Genomic DNA, 20,297 nt, shown 5'->3' on the forward strand with positions numbered 1-20,297 from the left:
TACGAAATTCGGCGCAGTCTAATCAGGCCGCAGTCACCTTACAATGGGTCCTGCTGGCGTTGCGATGTCAACATAGAGAAAAAATGTCGGCGTAAGTTCCGCCGGCATTCAATCAAGTACCTTCGCCGCTGTTAGAAATCGTCGGCTTGTGCCCGTCATTCAAAGGGCTCCAACCTTTTTAGCACGCTTTATGACGATCGGCACTGACCTGCAACAACTTGCGCCGCCCCACGCCGTTTGGCGCTATCATTACGCCCTTGAACCAGACAACGAGATTGATAGATGTCAGAACCAAAAGGCGTGAACGGCTACCTGATCACCAAGCGAGCGGACGGCTGGCACTTGATCAACTTCCATGGCGACAGCGTTGCCGGCGCATTCGCGACCGAAGCTCAAGCCTGTGCCGTGGCCGAAGTGTTTGTGGATGAGGCCGGCCACGCGTCGAGCAAGCGTCCGAAAACCAAGTAACACCGCGGTAACGCCAATCAAGCCTCGTTTGACGGGGCTTTTTTGTGTTTGTCTGTACGTTGATGGCGGTTCGCTATAATCTCGCCTGTAACGCCCCACGACAGTGTCAGCGCTCCCCTCCAACACCCTGATGACGACTCCTACATGAACAAGATCCTGGCACTGATTGCGGTACTGGCGCTTACCGGTGGCTGCACCACCACTTCCGACACGGTCCTGAAGAACGGCGAACAAGGACTGGCCATCGACTGCTCCGGCGAAGCCAACTCCTGGGCCAGCTGTTATGAAAAGGCTGATGCGTCCTGCGCGGGCACCGGCTACCGGATTGTCGGCACCGAAGGCACACCGGCCCTGAAAGAAAGCGACAAGACCCTGGGCAAGGATGTCGGCAACTACAAGACCCGCAGCGTGACGGTGGTCTGCAAATAACTACATGTGAATTTCGGCGAACTTGATGCCCAGGCCGCGAATGGTCTCGATCAAGTCGTCCAGGCGGGAGAAGGATTCGACTTCATCCTGGTCATCCACCAGGAAGTAACTGCGACCGCCACTCTTCTTGAAGAACACGATCCACTCGCCCGTATCCGCGGGATTTTGAATCACATGGGTCGCAGAAATATGCCCCCCTGCATGCTGTTCCCTGACTTGCTCACGTTTCATGACTGAGTTTCCGAAAAGACAATGCCGCTGATTCAGCGGCATTTTTTATGGGTTATCGACAGTTTAACGGATGCCTTGACCGATCAGTACGCCATCGACCGTCTGCCCGTAAAGATTGACGCCGTCATTGGCATGGAACTTCACCCGGGTTTTCTCCACGGAGCCGTCCACGAGGCGCGGGTCCTGAGGACGCTCGTGACGGTTGACGTAGGCTGCCACGTCCCAGGCTTGCTGGTCGGTCAGGCTACCGCCCTGGCCCAGGGGCATGTTGTGCTTGATGAAGGACGCTGCCGTATTGATTCGATGCATCCCGGCGCCCCAGTTGTAGGAGTCTTTACCCCAGAGCGGCGGCATCACGTAGTTGTCGCCCACTTTCTGGCCCTGGCCTTCGGCGCCATGGCACACCGCGCACTGGCCCTTGTAGACCTCTGCGCCCTGGGCCAGGTCGTAACCCTTGGCGGGTGCCGGCACGTCCGGGTAGCCACGGCCCGGCAGTTCGACGCCCAAGGGAGCCTTGCTCGCCAGCCAGTAGGCATACACCGACAGCGCGGTAATCTCCGGGCTGTCTGCAGCCGGTGGCGTGCCGCCATTCATGCTGAACTGGAAACAGCCCTGCAAACGCTCGGCGAAGGTGTTGACCTTGTCGTTCTTTTTTCGATACGCCGGGTACATCGGGTAGGCACCCCACAGCGGCGCCGAATTGGCCAGGCGACCCTGGTCCAGGTGGCAATTGCTGCAATTGAGGCCATTACCGACAAATTGCGGCGCCAGGCGCTTGGTGTCGACAAACAGCGCGTAGCCCTGTTTCACCAGCTTGCCGTAGGCGTTGTCCGGCAGCTCGCTTTCTTTGGGCGGCTGGAACTGCACGGCAGCCCCATGAGCGCCGGCTGGCTGCAACTGTGACTGGTCTTCCATGGCAATAGGGGCGGCATGGACGGGTACGCCGATCAGGCTTCCCAGCAGCGGAGCAAACAAGAAGCGCTTCATGGCTTGGCCTCCTGGCCGCTCAACGAGGCAAAATAGGTGGCCACGGCCTGCACTTCTTCAGCGCTGAGGGATTTGGCGATATGGCCCATCAGATCATTCGGATCGTTATGGCGCGTGCCGCTGCGCCAGGCGTTCAACTGCGCCGCGAGGTAGGCCGCAGATTGTCCGGCCAGGGGTGGAAACCCGTCGCCGACGCCCACGCCGGCCGGGCCATGACAGCTGACACAGGCCGGAATCTGGCGCTCCCACGCGCCTTGCAGGGCAATCTTTTGCGCAGCGTCAGTAGGCATCTCGCTGCGGTGCACCGGCACAGGTGCGGGCGCAGGCATTGCCGCCAGCTGCCGGGTTACAGCGCTGACTTCCTCTTCCGTGAGGGCGTTGGCCAGCGGTTGCATCACCGGGCTGTTACGGGCGCCACTTTTAAAATCCTGCAGCTGCTTACGCAAATACACCGCCGATAAACCGGCCAAACGCGGAAAACCCGCGGCTGCCAGCCCCAGGCCATCAGCCCCGTGGCAGGCCACGCACGGCGCAGCTCCCGGCTGCGAGCCGCCCTGCATATAAACGTTTTTCCCCTCCAGCGCGTGGGCATTGCCCAACATCAGCAACAACGCGCTACCCATCAGAACTCGTTCCAGAGACATCATCACGACTCCATTTTTATAGTTATATGCTTAGGCGAATTAGGCATAAGCCTACAAATGGTAGGGCAATGGCCCGATCGCGACAACACTCATCCGCGAGTAAAGGACGGCGTACTAAACCTCGCGCACAAAAAAGCCCGACGCTGCGGCAGCAGGGACGGGCTTCTTGATCGGATTCGAGGTGGGCGGCTAAAGACTCAGCCGGAAATGCACGCTTCCCCCGCAGCCTTCACGTCACCTGGACGAATAGGCACATTGGACATGCTCTCGTAGAGCTTGATACTGCTCCCGCTGGAGCGCTCTTCAATTTCAAAAATGGCCGACGGGTCGGCAGAAAACTTCTGCGGTACGATAACTTGAACACCATCCTTGTGAGGCTCGATCTGCGAAGGCCTGCGGGTTTTAGACAATTTCTGGACAACGCACGCCGCGTATTCCTGTGGTTTTTTCCCGGAGATCACTGCCAGCGTTGGTGGGGTCTGCTTGATATCCGCCACCGAAGCACATCCACCCAACGCCAGGGCCAGAACCAACACACTCCACTTCATATAAAAACCTCCGATAAAGACCCTACGACAGCGAAGAAGGTATTTTTCTCCCGCCCACGTAGGATTTATCCCTGATAACTCGGTAAATAACTGTTTTAAATTGTCGAAGTCGTCGACGACGGTCCGATAATAAACGTGCTGGGGCTGATAAACTCCATCTTAACCTACGTATCGTTCTGATTTTTCAGAAAAAGCCCTTCTGGAGACACCTTATGAAATTCATCCACCAGCGTGAGCACCTCAATGAAGGAGATATTGTCGTCATTGAATGCTCGCAAACCTGCAACATCCGCCTGATGAGCGATGCCAACTTTCGCAGCTTCAAGAACGGCGGCCGCCATACTTACCACGGCGGCGCGTTCGACAAGTTCCCGGCAAAAATCACTGCGCCCAGCACCGGGTTCTGGAACATCACCCTGGACGTCGTGACCCGCCGCGCCATCAGCGTGACCAAAAAGCCGACCTTGTCCCACAAGATCCGCATTGTGCGCCGCACCAATTCGAAACTGAGCTGACAGGAATGCCCGTGACTACCACCAAATATGTGATCAAGTACAAACTCAACGGTGAGCGCCGCTTCGAGTTCGCCCAACTGCAAGCAGGCAGCGTGGAGGAAGCCAAGGAAGCCCTGGAGAAAATCCACGATGCCAGCGATGAGATTACCGACATCAATGTGAGCAAGGCGCTGTAATTCGAGCGCAAGCATCGGAGTGTTCTGACGCTGACGACTTTCTAGACTGGCAGCCCTAATGCGCTGCCACAGGAACTTGTCGATGCCTTCCACTCCACTGCATGAACGCCTGGCCAAGCTGGACTGGGCCGCCATCGAGCAAGCCCTTGATGAACAGGGTAACGCACTGATTCCGGCCCTGCTGGATCAGCAGGAATGCGCTGAACTGAGCGGCCACTACCCCCGACCCGAACTGTTTCGCTCCCATGTGATGATGGCCAGGCACGGCTTTGGCCGGGGCGAATACAAATATTTCCGCTACCCGCTGCCAGCGCCGATCCGCGCGCTGCGTGAACAGCTGTATGGGTTCCTGGCGCCCCAGGCCAATCGCTGGAACGAACAGATGAACCTGCCGATCACCTATCCGGCGCACCATGCCGACTTCATTGCCCGCTGCCACGCAGCCGGGCAGCAACGCCCTACCCCGTTATTGCTGCAATACGGTCCAGGCGACTACAACTGCCTGCATCAGGATCTGTACGGGGAACATGTGTTTCCCCTACAAGTTGCCATCCTGTTGTCGCAGCCGGGAGAGGACTTTCGTGGCGGGGAGTTGGTGCTGACGGAGCAGCGGCCAAGAATGCAATCCCGGGCCCAGGTCGTCCCTCTTAACCAGGGTGACGCGGTAATCTTCGCGGTCAATCAGCGACCCATGCCGAGTGTGAGGGGGTTTCATCGGGTGACCTTGCGCCATGGGGTCAGTGTTCTGCACAGTGGTACCCGGCATACCTTGGGAGTGATTTTTCACGATGCGCAGTAAGACCCTTCCCGGATCAACCGCCGATTTGTTCGCCGATGAGGCGCTGCAACAGCCCCCGGGGCGCGAGCAAATCGGTGAACAATCCTACGTCCTCAGGGGCTATGCCCTGCCCTGGGTCGAGCGTTTGCTACCGGAACTGCGACGGGTATTGGCTCAATCGCCCTTCCGGCAAATGGTCACGCCCGGTGGTTTTACCATGTCGGCGGCGTTAAGCAGTTGCGGTGACTTGGGCTGGACGACCGACTCCACCGGTTATCGCTACTCCCCGATTGACCCGAATAACCAACAACCCTGGCCAGCCCTTCCGGCCGCATTGCGCGAACTGGCCGTGATGGCGGCAGCAGATGCAGGTTTCGACGATTTTGAGCCGGATGCCTGCCTGATCAACCGCTATGTGCCAGGCGCGAAAATGTCCCTGCACCAGGACAAGAACGAGCGTCGCTATGCGGCCCCGGTGGTCTCGGTGTCATTGGGTTTACCGGCGATCTTCCTGTTCGGCGGCCATGAGCGCAGCGACAAGACGCAAAAAGTCTCGTTGTTCCATGGCGACGTAGTGGTGTGGGGCGGCGTGGACCGCCTGCGCTTTCACGGCGTGATGCCGATCAAGCCCGGCACGCATCCGGTCATGGGGCCGCAGCGCATCAACCTGACGTTTCGCACGGCCGGATGAATTTGACCGCAAGCATCGGAGTGATGGGAATGCCCCACGGGACTAACCTGGCATTCTTCAACCAGGAGCCACCACCATGACCGCGCGCCACGCCACCGAACAAGACCCCCGCTGGGCCGCGATTGTCGCCCGTGACGCCAAGGCCGACTTGACCTTCGTCTATGGTGTGAAAACCACCGGTGTGTACTGTCGCCCCAGCAGTTCCGCACGGCGCCCGCGCCCGGAGAACGTCGAGTTCTTCGACACCCCGCAACAGGCTGAAGCGGCGGGCTACCGGCCCAACAAGCGCGCGTCGGGGGACCAGACCCAGGTGGCCGCACGCCATGCGCAACTGGTGGCAGCGGCCTGTCGGCACATCGAACAGGCCGAAACCCTGCCGCCCCTTGAAGATCTGGCCGCCCTCGCCGGCTTGAGCCCGTTCCATTTTCATCGGGTGTTCAAGGCGGTGACCGGCCTGACGCCCAAGCGCTACGGCAGCGCTCATCGCTCGCGCAAGGTACGGGACGGCCTCAAGGACCAGCACTCGGTGACCGATGCGCTGTACGACGCCGGCTTCAATTCCAACAGCCGCTTTTATGAGGCTGCCGACCAATTGCTCGGCATGAAGCCCCGCGACTACAAAGCCGGCGGCACCAACACGGATATTCGCTTTGCCGTTGGCCAATGCTCATTGGGCGCCATTCTGGTGGCCCAGAGCAATCGCGGTGTGTGCGCGATCCTGCTGGGGGATGACCCGGACAAACTGGTGCGCGACCTGCAGGACCAGTTTCCCCGCGCCAATCTGCTGGGTGCCGATCACGACTTCGAACAATTGATCGCCCAGGTGGTGGGCTTTATCGAAGCGCCGGCCCTGGGCCTGGACTTGCCCCTGGACTTGCGCGGCACTGCGTTTCAGGAACGCGTGTGGCAAGCCTTGCGGGAAATCCCGGTGGGGTGCACCGCCAGCTACGCCGAGATCGCCCAGCGCATCGGCGCGCCGACCGCCTATCGCGCCGTGGCCCAGGCGTGTGGTGCCAACAGCCTGGCGGTGGCGATTCCCTGCCATCGCGTGGTGCGCGCCGACGGCAATCTGTCGGGCTACCGCTGGGGTGTCGAGCGTAAGCGGCAGTTGCTGGAGCGCGAAAGCCCGGCAGAATCCTGAGGACGTCTACACCAGTTTGCGCTTGCGAAACTCGGCCACCTTATGCCGATTGCCACACAGCGCCATGCTGCACCAGCGGCGCTTGTGGCCCTTGGTGCGGTCGTAGAACCACAGCACGCACTCGGGATGTTCGCAGGTGCGGACCAGGCCGAAATCCCCTTCCACCAGTAACGTCGCGGCGGCTTCGGCAATCGGCGCCAGGAACTGCTCGGCAGTCTGCACCTTGCGCTGGCGCTCCAGCCGCAACTCGCCAGGCGCCGGCCAAGCCAGTTGCGGGTGACTGACCGCCTTGCGCAGGAACGCATTCAGCGCGGCGGGATCGCCCTGCTGGCCGGCCTTGCGCTGTTCCAGTAACACGCGGATCACTTCCCGCAATCCCCGCGCCGCGCCCAGCAGTGCCCCCTCCTCAAATACCGGTACTGCGCCCTCCTCGGCCCAGCCAAGCCGCACCAGCCAGCGCTCGACATCGGCATCGCCTTGCCAGAATTCAAAGGGCACACCGTCGACATTCGCCCGGGTATTGAGCATGTCCAGCACGGGATGATCAGCCAGAACGTAGGGTTCCAACGGGGATGGGGTGATGGCGGGCATGGCAAATCCTCTTCAAGTCCGCGCCATCGTAACCGCTGATTACGCTTTTGAATAGTTACTAAATTCGTCGATCAGTAACCTATTAAATTAATTTGACAGGTTACATTTTCAAGCGCAGCCTGCAAATCCAGTAACCCACCAAATCAATTTAACCAGTTACAAAGAGGACTCCGATCATGTCGATTTCAGCCCCGGTTGTTCGCTATCAGCACGTTGATGCCGATGGTGTGCGCATTTTCTACCGTGAAGCGGGCGACCCGTCCGCGCCGGTGTTGTTGCTGTTGCATGGCTTTCCCAGTTCGTCCCATATGTACCGTGACCTGATCCCGCTGCTTGCCACCCGCTACCGGATCATCGCCCCGGACTTGCCAGGCTTCGGCTTCACTGAAGTCCCCGCCGAACGCAATTACCACTACAGCTTCGATAACCTGGCGATCACCGTTGGCCACTTCGTCGAGGCCCTGAACCTCAGTCGCTATGCCCTCTATGTGTTCGACTACGGCGCACCGGTGGGCCTGCGCCTCGCCGTGGCCCACCCGGAACGGGTCAGCGCGCTGATATCGCAAAACGGCAATGCCTACCTGGAAGGTTTGGGTGACGCCTGGGCTCCGATCCGGGCCTACTGGGCCGAGCCGAGCCAGGCCAATCGCGAGGTGATTCGCAACGCGGTCATCAGCCTGGAAGGCACGCGTTATCAGTACCTGCATGGCGTGTCGCAACCGGAGTTGGTGGCGCCGGAGTCCTACATGCTCGACGTGCTCCTGATGCAGCGTCCCGGCAATGACGAGATCCAGTTGGACCTGTTCCTCGACTACCGCAACAACCTGACGCTGTACCCGGCGTTCCAGGCGTTTTTCAAGGCCACGCAAGTGCCGGCGCTGGTGATCTGGGGCCAGAACGATCCCTTCTTCATCCCGCCGGGCGCCCATGCCTACAAAGGCGACAACCCCAATGCCGTGGTGGAATTACTCGACACCGGCCACTTCGCCCTGGAAACCCACGCCGCGCACATTGCCCAGCGGATTCATGCAGTACTGGGTGACGCCATCAACTGATAACCGCCCATGAAACACTGGATTCGTCCAGTGAATAATACAGACTGGCCTGGTGCTGCCTGGCCCTGCTAAAACGACGGAACAGCATTCCACCGTTGGAGAAGCGTCCCATGAGCACCTGGCCAGACACCCGAATTCTTGACCTGCTGGGCATCGAGTTACCGATCATTCAGGCGCCCATGGCCAATGCCACGAGCACGGCCATGGTGATTGCGGCCAATCAGGCCGGCGCCCTCGGTTCGATGCCGGCGGCGGCGCTCAGCATCGAGCAACTGCGCGAAGCACTCACCACGATTCGCCAGGCCAGTTCGCGGCCGCTGAACGTAAATTTCTTCTGCCATCAGCCACCGACGCCGGATGCTCACCGCGACCTTCAGTGGAAGAACCTGCTGGAAACCTACTACCGTGAGCTGGGCGCCGATTTTGACGCGCCGACGCCCGTCTCCAACCGCGCACCGTTCAACAACGCCGCCTGTGAAGTGGTGGAAGAATTCCGCCCGGAAGTGGTGAGCTTTCACTTCGGCCTGCCGGAAAAATCCCTGCTGGACCGGGTCAAGGCCACCGGGGCGAAAGTGCTGTCGTCGGCTACCACCGTCGAAGAAGCCATCTGGCTGGAACAGCACGGATGCGATGCAATCATCGCCATGGGCAACGAAGCCGGTGGCCATCGCGGAATGTTCCTCAGCGACGACCTGAATAGCCAGATCGGCACCATGGCGCTGGTGCCACAGGTTGTCGATGCCGTTCGCGTGCCGGTGATTGCGGCCGGCGGCATCGGGGATGCCAGGGGCATTGTCGCGGCCTTCGCCCTTGGCGCGTCAGCGGTGCAGATTGGCACCGCGTACCTGTTTACCCCCGAGGCCACCGTCTCGAAGTCACACCACCACGCCTTGCGCACTGCCCAGGCCAGTGAAACCGCGCTGACCAACCTGTTCACCGGGCGCCCGGCGCGGGGCATCATCAACCGCGTAATGCGTGAGTTGGGCGCGATCAACCCCACGGCGCCGGCGTTCCCGCTGTCCGGCGGTGCGTTGATGCCGCTCAAGGCCAAGGACGAAGCCGGCTTCAGCAACTTGTGGTCGGGCCAGGCGCTGCGCCTCGGCAAAGACATCTCCAGCTATGACCTGACGCTGCAACTGGCCGCGCAAACCCTGGAAAAACTCGGCCGACGCTGAACCTGAACTCCCGGGACAACTTTGCGCTGTACCGGCAGTGGCCAACCGCTATATATTCCCATACATAGCGGTAGTCCCCCTCTGCCTAACAAGCCGCAAACCCCAAGGAGCTTCTTGATGATGATTCGCGCCTCACGCCTGGCCCCCACGGCCCTCGCCACCCTGATCGCCGCGTTTGGCTTCTCCTCGGCGAATGCCGATGAAGTACAGGTGGCCGTGGCTGCCAACTTCACCGCACCGATCCAGGCGATTGCCGCCGACTTTGAAAAAGACACCGGCCATAAACTGGTCGCTGCCTACGGCGCTACCGGCCAGTTCTACACCCAGATCAAGAACGGCGCGCCGTTTGAAGTGTTCCTCAGCGCCGACGACACCACCCCGCAGAAGCTCGAAGCCGAGGGCGACACCGTCAAGGGCTCGCGCTTCACCTACGCGGTCGGCACCCTGGCGCTATGGTCGGCCAAGGAAGGCTACGTCGATGCCAAGGGCGAAGTGCTGAAGAAAAACCAGTTCCAGCACCTGTCCATCGCCAACCCGAAAGCCGCGCCTTATGGCCTGGCCGCCACCCAGGTGCTGGCGAAGGAAGGCCTGACCGAGAAGGTCAAGGACAAGCTCGTTGAAGGCCAGAACATCACCCAGGCCTATCAATTCGTCTCCACCGGCAACGCCGAACTGGGTTTTGTAGCGCTGTCGCAGATCTACAAGGACGGCAAAGTCACCAGCGGTTCGGCCTGGATCGTACCGTCGTCGATGCATGACCCGATCAAGCAGGACGCGGTAATCCTCAACAAGGGCAAGGACAGCGCCGCCGCCAAGGCCCTGGTTGAATACCTCAAGGGTCCGAAAGCCGCCGCGGTGATCAAGTCCTACGGTTACGAGCTGTAAATGCCGCTGTCGAGTGCCGATTTTTCCGCGATCTGGTTGACCCTGAAACTGGCATCGCTGACCACGGTCATCCTGCTGATCATCGGCACTCCGATAGCCCTCTGGCTGTCGCGCACCCGCTCGTGGTGGCGCGGCCCCATTGGCGCGGTGGTGGCCCTGCCGTTGGTGTTGCCACCCACGGTGATCGGCTTCTACCTGCTGTTGACCATGGGCCCCAACGGCTACTTCGGCCAGTTCACCCAATGGCTGGGCCTGGGCACCCTGACCTTCAGCTTCGCCGGGCTGGTGATTGGCTCGGTGATCTATTCGATGCCGTTCGTGGTGCAGCCGTTGCAAAACGCCTTCTCCGCCATTGGCACTCGCCCACTGGAAGTGGCCGCGACCTTGCGGGCCAATCCCTGGGACACTTTTTTCACGGTGATCCTGCCCCTGGCGCGCCCGGGGTTTATCACCGCGTCGATTCTCGGTTTTGCCCACACCGTCGGCGAGTTCGGCGTGGTACTGATGATCGGCGGCAATATTCCCAACAAGACCCGGGTCGTCTCGGTGCAGATCTACGACCACGTCGAAGCCATGGAATATGCCCAGGCCCACTGGCTGGCCGGGTCCATGGTGGTGTTTTCTTTCCTGGTGTTGCTGGCGCTCTACTCCAGCCGTAAAACCAAGGCGGGCTGGAGCTGATGTCGATGATCGAGGTACGCCTGCAACTGAAGTATTCCGGGTTTGCCCTGGACGTCGACCTGCACCTGCCCGGTCGCGGGGTGACGGCGCTGTACGGCCATTCCGGCTCCGGCAAGACCACCTGCCTGCGTTGCATCGCCGGGCTGGAGCGGGCTGAAGAGGGTTTCGTGCAAATCAACGACGAGGTCTGGCAAGACAGCCGCAAAGGACTGTTCGTGCCACCCCACAAACGCGCCCTGGGCTACGTGTTTCAAGAAGCCAGCCTGTTCCCGCATTTGTCGGTACTGGCCAACCTGGAGTTCGGCCTCAAGCGCATCCCGCGCCAGCAACGCCGCGTGGAGATGGCCCACGCCACCGAGTTGCTGGGCATCGGCCACCTGCTGGACCGCCATCCGCAGCACCTTTCCGGCGGTGAGCGCCAGCGCATCGGCATCGCCCGCGCCCTGCTCACCAGCCCGAGCCTGTTGCTGATGGATGAACCGTTGGCCGCGCTGGACAGCAAACGCAAAAGCGAGATCCTGCCGTATCTCGAACGCCTGCATGACGAACTGGAGATTCCGGTGCTGTACGTCAGCCATGCCCAGGACGAAGTGGCGCGCCTGGCTGATCACATCGTGTTGCTCAGCGACGGCAAGGCCCTGGCCAGCGGTCCTATCGGCGAAACCCTGGCCCGGCTGGACCTGCCCATGGCCCTGGGCGACGACGCCGGTGTGGTGATCAACGGCACCGTCAGCGCCTACGACGCGCACTACCAGTTGCTCACCCTGCAATTGCCCGCGAGCCAATTGCAGATGCGCGTGGCCCATGCACCATTGGCGCTGGGCAAACCGTTGCGTTTCAAGATCCAGGCGCGGGACGTCAGCTTGAGCCTGCAGGCCGAGGAACACAGCAGCATCCTCAATCGCCTGCCGGTGACGGTGACCCAGGAAATCCCGGCGGACAACGCAGCCCACGTGCTGGTAAGCCTGGACGCCGCCGGCACGCCGCTGCTGGCGCGCATCACCCGTTACTCCCGGGACCAGTTGCAGCTGCATCCCGGCCAGACGCTGTGGGCGCAAATCAAGGCGGTGGCGGTACTGGCCTGACTGCCCGACAGCTGCTACGGGGGAGCAAACTTGTTGGCACGACCGCAAAACCCTGCGGTCAATCAGAAATACCTGCCAAGGAATTTGCGCCATGCCCGATCCTGCGTTGCTTGCCGACCTGCCCCGCGACCTGCATTACGTCGACGATACCCAGCCCGGGATCTCCCGCAAAAAGCTGCGGGGCAAATTCCAATACTTCAAGGCCGACGGCACACGCATAACCGATGCCGACGAAATCAAACGCATCAACGCACTGGCAGTGCCGCCGGCCTATACCGATGTGTGGATCTGCGCCGACCCGCGCGGCCATCTGCAGGCCACCGGGCGGGATGCCCGGGGGCGCAAGCAGTACCGCTACCACCCGCGCTGGCGCGAGGTGCGCGACACCGACAAATACTCCCGGCTGCAACAGTTCGGCAGCGCGCTGCCCAAGTTGCGCAAACAGTTGGAAGCACAGATCGAGGCGCCAGGGTTCAATCGGGAAAAGGTCCTGGCCACGGTGGTGCTGCTGCTCGACGCCACCCTGATCCGCGTCGGCAATACCCAATATGCCCGCGACAACCGCTCCTACGGCCTGACCACCCTGCGCACCCGCCATGTGGATATCAAGGGCAGTGAGATCCTGTTCCAGTTTCGCGGCAAGAGCGGCATCGAGCACCAGATCAGCGTCAAGGACCGGCGCCTGGCCACGGTGATCAAGCGTTGCCTGGAGTTGCCGGGGCAGAACCTGTTCCAGTACCTGGACGAGAACGGCGAGCGCCATACCGTCAGTTCCACCGATGTGAATGCCTACCTGCACACCCTGACCGGCGCGGATTTTACCGCCAAGGACTACCGCACCTGGGCCGGCAGCGCCCTGGCGCTGGCAGTGCTGCGCGAGCTTGAGTGGCAGCCGGAATCCGACGCCAAGAAACATGTGGTGGAGATGGTCAAGAACGTTGCCAAGCAACTGGGCAACACGCCGGCGGTGTGTCGCAAGTGCTACATCCACCCGGCGGTGCTGGAGCATTTCAGCCTGGGCGAACTGGCGAAACTGCCCAAGCCCCGAGTGCGCAAAGGCTTGAAAGCCGAGGAAGTCGGGCTGGCGATGTTTCTGGAGCAACTGGCCGAACGCCTGTAAGTGCGCCAAGTCATTGCAGCGGAGCACGAAGCGCCCTACGGTAGTGGCCGGATAATCTCACCGAGGAACCCGGCCCCATGCTGCCTTCATCCCTGAAGCCCTACACCAACGCCGCCTTGCTGCATCGCCACAAATGGCGCGGGCGTGTCGGGTTGCTGCTGGTGGCCAGCCTTTCCGTGCTGGCGGGCATGACCGATGCGATTGGTTTCATGGCCAGCGGGGATTTTGTGTCGTTCATGAGCGGCAACACCACGCGCCTCGCCGTGGCGATCAGCGAAGGCGACCTGGGCCTTACCGGGCGCCTGACGTTGCTGGTGGCGACGTTTATCGCCGGGAATGCGCTGGGCGTGATGGTCAGCCGCGTCAGCCGGCGCCACGCCCTGCCCTTGTTGCTGTGCATCGCCACCCTGCTGTGCGGGGCTGCGGCCTGGCCGTTTGCCGATCAATTGCCGGCGTTGCTGGCAGCGATCATCGCCATGGGCATGTTGAATGCCGCCGTCGAAGAAGTGAACGGGTTGCCCGTGGGGCTTACCTATGTCACCGGGGCGCTGTCACGCTTTGGTCGCGGACTGGGCCGCTGGATCCTCGGTGAACGCCGCAACGGCTGGCGCGTGCAACTGATCCCGTGGGCCGGGATGTTTGTGGGTGCGGTGATCGGTGCGTTGCTGGAGCACCACATGGGGATTCGTGCGCTGCTGGTCAGCGGGGTGCTGTCGGCGCTGTTGGGGCTGGTGTCGCTGAAGATTCCGCGGCGCTGGCACCTGGGGTACATGCCCCGCTAGAAAACAGCTGCCCTCCCGACGCTCCGGCCTCGACATCCCTGTACCGGTAAAGAGCCGTCACGCCGGGTGAGCGGGAAAATACTAAAACAATGCCTGCGGGACTGTCCGCAGGGCATTTCTGAACTTTTCTAACGGAATGGATTACAGGCAGGTCGCCAGTGCCGCCAGGCGGCGCTTGGCCGGATAGTCATCCTGGGCCGCGTAATAGTTGACGGAGGCGCCGGCGCCGGCACTGCGCACGTCGACAAAATAGTCACCTGCCGTGGTGTAGATGGTGAAGCCACCAGCCTGTGCAGGCTCCATGAAACCACCGGCATCCACCCCGAACACCGCTTCATCCTGCCAGCCGAACTGGATGCACTGGGCAACCACCAGCGGAGCCTTGTCCGAGGCCAGGGTTTTGTAGGGCGCGCCGGTACGCGCCTCTTTCATCTTCGAGCCCGCGCAACCGGCCAGCGATGCCAGGACCAAAGCGCCAATTACCACCATCCGCATACCGAAGCTTCCTTGGAAAAAACGCGACTGTACCATTAGCAGGCGACACCGAAGGATTATTGCGTCACCCTGCCGCCTACTTACGAACCCGCTTTTACCCGGAAACCCCATGACACCCAATGCCGAGCGCTACAACCCCTCCACCGACTACGCCGACAAGCTGATCAGCCGCATCGGCCAGACGCCTTCGTGGATCGCCAAACGCATCGGCGTGACCGACAAGCGCATCCGCTACATCCTTGACGGCGAGCGCACCGTGAAGGGCGAAAGCACCCCGATCCAGATGACCTACACCGAGCAATTTGCCCTGGAATGCCTGGCGGCCGAGGCGAAAGCCAACAAGAAAGCCGCCGCCCCGGTTATCGAATAGCTGACAGATTCATGAACTTTGTTTCACTGTGAAGGAAGACCTCGCCGCCTATAGTCGGCAGGCTCATTTTTAAGAAGTCTCCCTTCCAGCCTGCCCTCCCGCAGGCTTTTTTTTGCCTTGGTTTTGCTCCCCCCGTAGCAGGAGTTTGCTGGTCAGAGCAGCCAGCGGAACAGATAGAACAGCGCCATGCTCAGCAACACGGTGATCAGCACGCTACGGGTCCAGAACATCAACGCCACGGCGCTGATTCCGGCCAGCAGGTAGGGGTTGCCCACACTCAGGTTGAGCTTGTGATCAGCCAGGAAAATGATCGGGCCGCAGATGGCGGTGAGCATCCCCGGTACGGCAAACCCGAGAAACTCCCGCGCCCCGCGATTGAGGCGCACCGGCAGGCGCGGCTCGAGAAACAGGTAGCGGTTGAGAAACACGATCAAACCCATGCCAAAAATCATCACGAAGATCATTGCTGCCCTACTCCCAGCCGCTTGCAGGCAAACCCTGCGCTCATCCCCAACACACCGGACACCACCACCGCCGATTCCCAGTGCAGGTAGCTCAGCCAAACCGAGCACAGCAACGACACGGCTACGCAGACGATGGTCGGCACGTCGCGCACTACCGGGGTGATCAGGGCGATAAAGGTCGCTGCGATCGAGAATTCCAGGCCCAGTTGATCCAGCCCGGGAATGCTTTTGCCGAGCACGATGCCGGCGAAGGTAAAGACGTTCCAGATGATATAGAACGTCAGGCCGACGCCTAGGGCGTACCAGCGATTGAAGGTCTGGCGGTCGTACTGGCTGACCAGGGCGAAGAATTCGTCGGTCAGCAAAAAGCCCAGGCTCATGCGCCACCGTGGCTTGAGCGGCGACAGCGTGGGACGCATGTGCATGCCGTAGAGCAAATGCTGGGAGGTCAGCAGCAAGGTGGTCAGCAGGATCGAAATCAGGCTGGCGCCGCTCTTGACCATGCCGATGGCCACCAATTGTGCGGCACCGGCAAACACGATGGTCGACAGCCCCTGGGCTTCCAGTGGCGTGAATTGGGCATCAATTGCAGTCGAACCGGCCAGCAATCCCCACGGCGCACACGCCAGGGACAATGGAATGATCGCAATCGCGCCACGGGAAAAGGCGTTCAGAGGCAGAGCGTTAGGCATACACAACAAGCTCATCGACAGTCAGTCGACAAGCATGCCAGCGGTATCAGGGATTGTCTTGAACGATCGTGCTCAAGCCAGTTTGACCGACACCCGCTCCACCGCGTCCCGGGCTTCGCGCAGTTCGTGGGCGTCCTGGTTGAGCCGGTGGATGGTATTGAGCAGGCGCTGGCGCAGCACTTCATCGCTGAGCTTTTCGACGGCGCGCATCAGGTCAAAGGCCGCGGTTTCGTTATTGTCCGCGACGGAATCCAGGGTCTTGCGCAGGTTGCGAGTGGCACGGGTCACACGTTTTCTTCCTTCATCACCAATGGGCAGGCACTTTAGGACATTTGTGTTTCAGTTTAATTTCAACCACTTGTCATCGATTGTCGGGCACTTGACGCAGGTCAATCGAAACAAGGCTTGACCAATAAATATGGATATCCGTATATTCGTATTTCCATATGTATCAAGGCACTGACCATGTCAGATCTTTTCTCCCCGCCCAACGTCTTTAAATGCCTGGCCGACGCCACCCGCGCCAGGCTGACGTTGTTGATCCTGCGTGAAGGCGAACTTTGCGTGTGCGAATTGATCCATGCTCTGGACGACAGCCAGCCGAAAATCTCCCGCCACCTGGCGCAACTGCGCAGTTGCGGGTTGCTGCTGGACCGTCGCCAGGGCCAGTGGATTTATTACCGCCTCAACCCGGCCTTGCCGGAGTGGGTGACGGCAGTGCTCGACACCACCCTGCAAGCCAACCAAGCCTGGTTAAAAACAGACGCCCAGCGTCTGGAAACCATGGGTGACCGACCACAACGGGCCAGCGCCTGCTGCTGATCCTGCGGAGAGCTTTTCATGCTTGTTGCCGTTGCTATCTTTCTGTTCACCATCATTTTGGTCATCTGGCAGCCCAAGGGCCTGGGCGTGGGCTGGAGCGCCACGATGGGCGCGATCCTGGCCCTGGCGTGCGGGGTTATCAGCCTGGCCGACATCCCGGTGGTGTGGCACATCATCTGGAACGCCACCGGGACCTTTGTCGCGCTGATCGTCATCAGCCTGCTGCTGGATGAGGCGGGCTTCTTTGCCTGGGCTGCCTTGCATGTGGCGCGCTGGGGCCGTGGGCGCGGTCGGCGACTGTTCGCGTACATGGTGCTGCTGGGCGCGCTGGTATCGGCTTTGTTCGCCAACGACGGCGCGGCGCTGATCCTCACGCCCATCGTGATGTCGATGCTGTTGGCGTTGCGCTTTTCCCCGGCAGCCACCCTGGCGTTCGTCATGGGCGCCGGGTTTATCGCCGACACCGCGAGCCTGCCGCTGGTAGTCTCCAACCTGGTGAACATCGTCTCGGCCGACTATTTCAAGATCGGCTTCAACGAATACGCCGCAGTGATGGTGCCGGTGAACCTGGTGAGCGTCGCCGCGACCCTCGCCGTATTGCTGTGGTTTTTCCGCCGGGACATTCCGCAAACCTACGACCCGGCCGACCTCGACGACCCTGCCAGCGCGATCCACGACCGCGCCACCTTCCGCGCCGGCTGGTGGGTGCTGGGCATCCTGCTGGTGGGCTGCTTTGCCCTGGAACCGCTGGGCATTCCCATCAGCGCAATTTCTGCCGCCTGCGCCATATTACTGCTGGTGATCGCCGCCAAGGGCCACAAAATCTCCACCCGCAAGGTGCTGAAGGAAGCGCCCTGGCAGATCGTGATTTTCTCCCTGGGCATGTACCTGGTGGTCTACGGCCTGCGTAACGCCGGGCTGACCGACTACCTCGCGACCTGGCTCGACATCTTCGCAAGCTATGGCGTATGGGGCGCGGCCTTGGGCACCGGTGTACTCACCGCGCTGCTGTCTTCGGCGATGAACAACCTGCCAACCGTGCTGATCGGCGCGCTCTCCATCGAGGCCAGCCACGCCGTGGGCGTGGTCAAGGACGCGATGATCTACGCCAACGTGATCGGCAGCGACCTCGGCCCCAAAATCACCCCTATCGGCAGCCTGGCGACCCTGCTCTGGCTGCACATCCTGGCACGCAAAGGCATCACCATCACCTGGGGTTACTACTTCAAGGTCGGGATCGTGCTGACCCTGCCGGTACTGTTGATCACCCTCGCCGCCCTGGCCTTGCGCCTGAGTTTCTGACGGAGTTCGCTTGATGAAAGTCCTGTTCATGTGCACCGCCAACAGCTGCCGCAGCATTCTCTCGGAAGCCTTGTTCAACCATCTGGCGCCGGACGGTTTCCAGGCCATCAGCTCCGGGAGTTTCCCCAAGGGCCAGGTGCTGCCACGCAGCCTGACCACGCTGAAGGCCGCCGGCATCAGCACCGAAGGCTTGTACAGCAAGGGCAACGACGCCTTTGAAGGCAGCCCGCCGGACATCGTGGTCACCGTATGCGACAAGGCTGCTGGAGAAGCTTGCCCGGTGTATTTCGGCCCGGCCATGAAGGCACATTGGGGGTTGGAGGACCCGTCGGATGTTCAAGGCGATGAAGCCCAGGTCGACGCCGCGTTCCGCGCCACCCTGGAAATCATTGAACGGCGCTGCCGGGCTTTTTTCGAGATTCCGTTCGCCAGCCTCAGTCCCATCGAAATCAAGGCCGAGCTTGATCGCATCGCCACGCCGTAACCGAAGAGCCGGGCGAGTAGTCGATCTGAAGGTCTTTTCCGGCGTATGCTCGCGGGCAACGGTCACAGCGAGCCCCCTCAATGAGTTCCATGCAGCACGCCTGGCTGGGCAACTACGAAGTCAGCAGCACCGCCTGCACCGGCCTGACATTTGCCCGCCACAGCCATGATGAATGCGTGATCGGCGTCAACCTGCTCGGCGAGGAACAGGTGTGGCTGGATCGTCGCACCTTCGAGGCCGGCCCCGGCAGCATCACCCTCTACAACCCGGGGCAGATTCAAGGCGGAGGCGCGGCCGAAGGGCAGCCGTGGCGGTTTGTCAGCTTGTATGCGACTGCCGAGCAATTGGCGGCTGATCTGGGTCTGGCGCACCTGGAGTTCGACCGTTCGCTGTGCTTCCAGCCGGCGTTGGCGATGAAACTCGCCGGGGCGATTGAAGGCGCGTTGAGTGTCGATCCGCTGGCCCGTGAGCTGAGTGAGGAAGCCCTGGTGGTGCTGCTCGGCGAAGTCGTCGGTTGCAGCGGCGTCCGCTTGCCTGGCAGCACTGCGGTGGGACGCGGGTTGGTGATCAAGGCCCAGGAATTGCTGGCTGAAAACCTGCACCAGGCGGTGGCACTCGAGACCCTTGGTGACGAGTTGGGCCTGTCGAAATTCCATCTGCTGCGGGCTTTTCAGAAAGAAACCGGGCTGAGTCCACGCCAGTGGGCGATGCAACTGCGTACCCGGCGCGCCAAGGGGCTGTTGCGCTCAGGCGTTGCGGCGTCGCAGGTTGCCCATGCCTTGGGGTTTGCTGACCAGAGCCATCTGAATCGGCATTTCCGGGCGGCCTACGGGATCACACCGGGGCGCTATCAACGCCTGCTCAAGGGCTGAAAAGCGCAATCTGGTTCAAGACGACTTACACACCCTTCCCTAAAATGCCGGCCATCACTTGAAGGAAGGCAGGCATGTTGACGATCTTTTTTTCGGCGCTGGTGTTTGGGTTTGTGTTTTGCCTGTCGCCGGGGGCGGTGCTGGCGGAGACGCTGCGCCGTGGGCTGCTGCAGGGGTTTATCCCTGCGCTGTTGGTGCAGATCGGTTCGCTGGTGGGCGATGCCGTGTGGGCGGTGATCGGGCTTACGGGCATGGCGTTGTTGATCCAGCATGAGTCGGTGCGGGTGCCGCTGACGGCCGTTTGTGGGCTGTATCTGGCCTGGCTCGGGATTCGCAGCCTGATGGATGCCTGGCGCTTGCCAGAGGCCGGGAGTGCGCCGGCCAGGTCCGGGCAGAATGCGCTGGTGGTGGGGGCGGCGATTTCCCTGGCGAATCCGAAGAACATTGTCTATTGGGGGGCGCTGGGGAGTGCGTTGTCGGGGATAGTCGGAGCGGCGCCTAGCCATGGGCAGACGTTGATGTTTTTTGCGGGGTTTATGCTGGCTTCGGTGTTGTCGTGTTTTTTGATTGCGGGGTTGGTCAATTTGCTGCGGCGGAATGCTTCGCCCATGTGGCAGAGGGTTAGCTATGGGGCGTGTGGGCTGGTGCTGCTGTATCTGGCGATGTTGGCGTTGCGGGGGATTTGAGGGGGCATATCCGTTATTTGGGTAACGGCGGCCTATGGTTCCGCTCTTACAGCGGCTCACTTTGGAAAAGCCGGAATGCCGGCCCAGCCCAAAGTGGGCAAAGGGCTCCGCAATACCTGCGTTCGGCC

At 61.2% G+C, this 20,297-nt stretch carries 29 protein-coding genes; 20 read left to right on the forward strand and 9 right to left on the reverse strand.

The window, feature by feature from the left end; all coding sequences use genetic code 11:
• Positions 1-282 precede the first annotated feature (282 nt).
• Both HX839_RS16755 and HX839_RS16760 read left to right on the forward strand, forming a co-directional pair.
• A complete protein-coding gene (locus tag HX839_RS16755; RefSeq protein WP_003212580.1) occupies positions 283-468 on the forward strand; it encodes a hypothetical protein in 186 nt (61 codons plus the stop codon).
• 144 nt (positions 469-612) lie between these two features.
• A complete protein-coding gene (locus HX839_RS16760; protein WP_003212581.1) occupies positions 613-897 on the forward strand; it encodes a hypothetical protein in 285 nt (94 codons plus the stop codon).
• Here the strand turns inward: HX839_RS16760 and HX839_RS16765 are convergent, their stop codons facing one another.
• The 4 genes from HX839_RS16765 to HX839_RS16780 all read right to left on the reverse strand — a co-directional run bounded on the left by HX839_RS16765 (position 898) and on the right by HX839_RS16780 (position 3,307).
• The gene (locus HX839_RS16765) at positions 898-1,128 is read right to left on the reverse strand and encodes a hypothetical protein (protein WP_003212582.1); all 231 of its coding nucleotides are present in this window, start codon (positions 1,126-1,128) and stop codon (positions 898-900) included. It abuts the gene before it with no gap.
• A 63-nt stretch (positions 1,129-1,191) separates the two neighbouring features.
• Entirely contained in the window at positions 1,192-2,115 is a 924-nt protein-coding gene (locus HX839_RS16770) for a c-type cytochrome (RefSeq protein ID WP_003212583.1), read from the reverse strand.
• Positions 2,112-2,762 (reverse strand): c-type cytochrome, encoded by a 651-nt coding sequence (locus tag HX839_RS16775; RefSeq protein ID WP_134326569.1) that lies wholly within the window; start codon positions 2,760-2,762, stop codon positions 2,112-2,114. Before HX839_RS16775 ends, HX839_RS16770 begins: the two co-directional genes overlap by 4 nt.
• 194 nt (positions 2,763-2,956) lie before the next feature.
• Positions 2,957-3,307 (reverse strand): hypothetical protein, encoded by a 351-nt coding sequence (locus HX839_RS16780; RefSeq protein ID WP_003212585.1) that lies wholly within the window; start codon positions 3,305-3,307, stop codon positions 2,957-2,959.
• A gap of 212 nt (positions 3,308-3,519) precedes the next feature.
• Between HX839_RS16780 and HX839_RS16785 the strand changes: the two genes are divergently transcribed.
• From HX839_RS16785 to ada, 5 genes are all read left to right on the forward strand, one after another.
• Positions 3,520-3,822, forward strand: a complete 303-nt coding sequence (locus tag HX839_RS16785) for a DUF1883 domain-containing protein (protein ID WP_003212586.1) — start codon at positions 3,520-3,522, stop codon at positions 3,820-3,822.
• 11 nt (positions 3,823-3,833) lie between these two features.
• On the forward strand, positions 3,834-3,998 hold the full coding sequence (locus HX839_RS16790) for a hypothetical protein (protein ID WP_177019849.1): 165 nt from the start codon (positions 3,834-3,836) through the stop codon (positions 3,996-3,998).
• An 82-nt stretch (positions 3,999-4,080) separates the two neighbouring features.
• A complete protein-coding gene (locus HX839_RS16795; protein ID WP_177067370.1) occupies positions 4,081-4,797 on the forward strand; it encodes a 2OG-Fe(II) oxygenase in 717 nt (238 codons plus the stop codon).
• Positions 4,787-5,467: a DNA oxidative demethylase AlkB gene (gene alkB, locus HX839_RS16800; protein WP_087693902.1), complete on the forward strand. Its 681-nt coding sequence runs from the start codon at positions 4,787-4,789 to the stop codon at positions 5,465-5,467. The genes HX839_RS16795 and alkB overlap by 11 nt, the downstream gene beginning before the upstream one ends.
• Positions 5,468-5,543: 76 nt before the next feature.
• Positions 5,544-6,608, forward strand: a complete 1,065-nt coding sequence (ada, locus tag HX839_RS16805) for a bifunctional DNA-binding transcriptional regulator/O6-methylguanine-DNA methyltransferase Ada (RefSeq protein ID WP_008432501.1) — start codon at positions 5,544-5,546, stop codon at positions 6,606-6,608.
• Between the two features lie 6 nt (positions 6,609-6,614).
• Here ada and HX839_RS16810 read toward each other — a convergent pair whose 3' ends face one another.
• Positions 6,615-7,199, reverse strand: a complete 585-nt coding sequence (locus HX839_RS16810; protein ID WP_177067371.1) for an ABATE domain-containing protein — start codon at positions 7,197-7,199, stop codon at positions 6,615-6,617.
• 176 nt (positions 7,200-7,375) lie between these two features.
• Here HX839_RS16810 and HX839_RS16815 point away from each other — a divergent pair, with 176 nt between their 5' ends.
• The 7 genes from HX839_RS16815 to HX839_RS16845 all read left to right on the forward strand — a co-directional run bounded on the left by HX839_RS16815 (position 7,376) and on the right by HX839_RS16845 (position 13,982).
• Entirely contained in the window at positions 7,376-8,254 is an 879-nt protein-coding gene (locus HX839_RS16815) for an alpha/beta fold hydrolase (RefSeq protein WP_177020091.1), read from the forward strand.
• Between the two features lie 110 nt (positions 8,255-8,364).
• Positions 8,365-9,429 carry a nitronate monooxygenase family protein gene (locus HX839_RS16820; protein ID WP_177067372.1) on the forward strand — a complete coding sequence of 355 codons (1,065 nt, stop codon included), beginning with the start codon at positions 8,365-8,367 and terminating at the stop codon, positions 9,427-9,429.
• Positions 9,430-9,546: 117 nt separating this feature from the next.
• Positions 9,547-10,314, forward strand: coding sequence for a molybdate ABC transporter substrate-binding protein (gene modA, locus HX839_RS16825; protein WP_003212594.1), 768 nt, complete (start codon positions 9,547-9,549; stop codon positions 10,312-10,314).
• Entirely contained in the window at positions 10,315-10,995 is a 681-nt protein-coding gene (modB, locus tag HX839_RS16830; RefSeq protein WP_003212595.1) for a molybdate ABC transporter permease subunit, read from the forward strand.
• Positions 10,995-12,080, forward strand: coding sequence for a molybdenum ABC transporter ATP-binding protein (gene modC / locus HX839_RS16835; protein ID WP_177067373.1), 1,086 nt, complete (start codon positions 10,995-10,997; stop codon positions 12,078-12,080). Before modB ends, modC begins: the two co-directional genes overlap by 1 nt.
• Positions 12,081-12,171: 91 nt before the next feature.
• On the forward strand, positions 12,172-13,200 hold the full coding sequence (locus HX839_RS16840; protein WP_008432490.1) for a DNA topoisomerase IB: 1,029 nt from the start codon (positions 12,172-12,174) through the stop codon (positions 13,198-13,200).
• A gap of 77 nt (positions 13,201-13,277) precedes the next feature.
• Positions 13,278-13,982, forward strand: coding sequence for a YoaK family protein (locus tag HX839_RS16845; RefSeq protein ID WP_177067374.1), 705 nt, complete (start codon positions 13,278-13,280; stop codon positions 13,980-13,982).
• 141 nt (positions 13,983-14,123) lie between these two features.
• Here the strand turns inward: HX839_RS16845 and HX839_RS16850 are convergent, their stop codons facing one another.
• Positions 14,124-14,477: a hypothetical protein gene (locus HX839_RS16850; protein WP_087693907.1), complete on the reverse strand. Its 354-nt coding sequence runs from the start codon at positions 14,475-14,477 to the stop codon at positions 14,124-14,126.
• Between the two features lie 109 nt (positions 14,478-14,586).
• On the opposite strand from HX839_RS16850, the gene HX839_RS16855 reads away from it, so the two are divergent.
• Positions 14,587-14,847, forward strand: a complete 261-nt coding sequence (locus HX839_RS16855) for a hypothetical protein (RefSeq protein ID WP_003212600.1) — start codon at positions 14,587-14,589, stop codon at positions 14,845-14,847.
• A gap of 152 nt (positions 14,848-14,999) precedes the next feature.
• Here the strand turns inward: HX839_RS16855 and HX839_RS16860 are convergent, their stop codons facing one another.
• From HX839_RS16860 to HX839_RS16870, 3 genes are all read right to left on the reverse strand, one after another.
• Positions 15,000-15,311 carry an AzlD domain-containing protein gene (locus HX839_RS16860; RefSeq protein WP_008432487.1) on the reverse strand — a complete coding sequence of 104 codons (312 nt, stop codon included), beginning with the start codon at positions 15,309-15,311 and terminating at the stop codon, positions 15,000-15,002.
• Positions 15,308-16,003: an AzlC family ABC transporter permease gene (locus HX839_RS16865; protein ID WP_003212602.1), complete on the reverse strand. Its 696-nt coding sequence runs from the start codon at positions 16,001-16,003 to the stop codon at positions 15,308-15,310. Before HX839_RS16865 ends, HX839_RS16860 begins: the two co-directional genes overlap by 4 nt.
• 72 nt (positions 16,004-16,075) lie before the next feature.
• On the reverse strand, positions 16,076-16,291 hold the full coding sequence (locus HX839_RS16870; protein WP_003212603.1) for a hypothetical protein: 216 nt from the start codon (positions 16,289-16,291) through the stop codon (positions 16,076-16,078).
• Positions 16,292-16,468: 177 nt separating this feature from the next.
• Between HX839_RS16870 and HX839_RS16875 the strand changes: the two genes are divergently transcribed.
• From HX839_RS16875 to HX839_RS16895, 5 genes are all read left to right on the forward strand, one after another.
• Positions 16,469-16,825 carry a metalloregulator ArsR/SmtB family transcription factor gene (locus tag HX839_RS16875; RefSeq protein ID WP_003212604.1) on the forward strand — a complete coding sequence of 119 codons (357 nt, stop codon included), beginning with the start codon at positions 16,469-16,471 and terminating at the stop codon, positions 16,823-16,825.
• An 18-nt stretch (positions 16,826-16,843) separates the two neighbouring features.
• On the forward strand, positions 16,844-18,127 hold the full coding sequence (locus HX839_RS16880) for an arsenic transporter (protein ID WP_177067375.1): 1,284 nt from the start codon (positions 16,844-16,846) through the stop codon (positions 18,125-18,127).
• Positions 18,128-18,140: 13 nt separating this feature from the next.
• Positions 18,141-18,611, forward strand: a complete 471-nt coding sequence (locus HX839_RS16885) for an arsenate reductase ArsC (protein WP_087693911.1) — start codon at positions 18,141-18,143, stop codon at positions 18,609-18,611.
• Between the two features lie 80 nt (positions 18,612-18,691).
• Positions 18,692-19,483, forward strand: a complete 792-nt coding sequence (locus HX839_RS16890) for an AraC family transcriptional regulator (protein WP_177067376.1) — start codon at positions 18,692-18,694, stop codon at positions 19,481-19,483.
• A gap of 74 nt (positions 19,484-19,557) precedes the next feature.
• Entirely contained in the window at positions 19,558-20,169 is a 612-nt protein-coding gene (locus HX839_RS16895) for a LysE family transporter (protein WP_177067377.1), read from the forward strand.
• Positions 20,170-20,297 lie beyond the last annotated feature (128 nt).

Origin of the sequence: Pseudomonas sp. I8001, from assembly GCF_013385345.1 — a bacterium.
In the GTDB taxonomy this organism is placed as follows: domain Bacteria; phylum Pseudomonadota; class Gammaproteobacteria; order Pseudomonadales; family Pseudomonadaceae; genus Aquipseudomonas.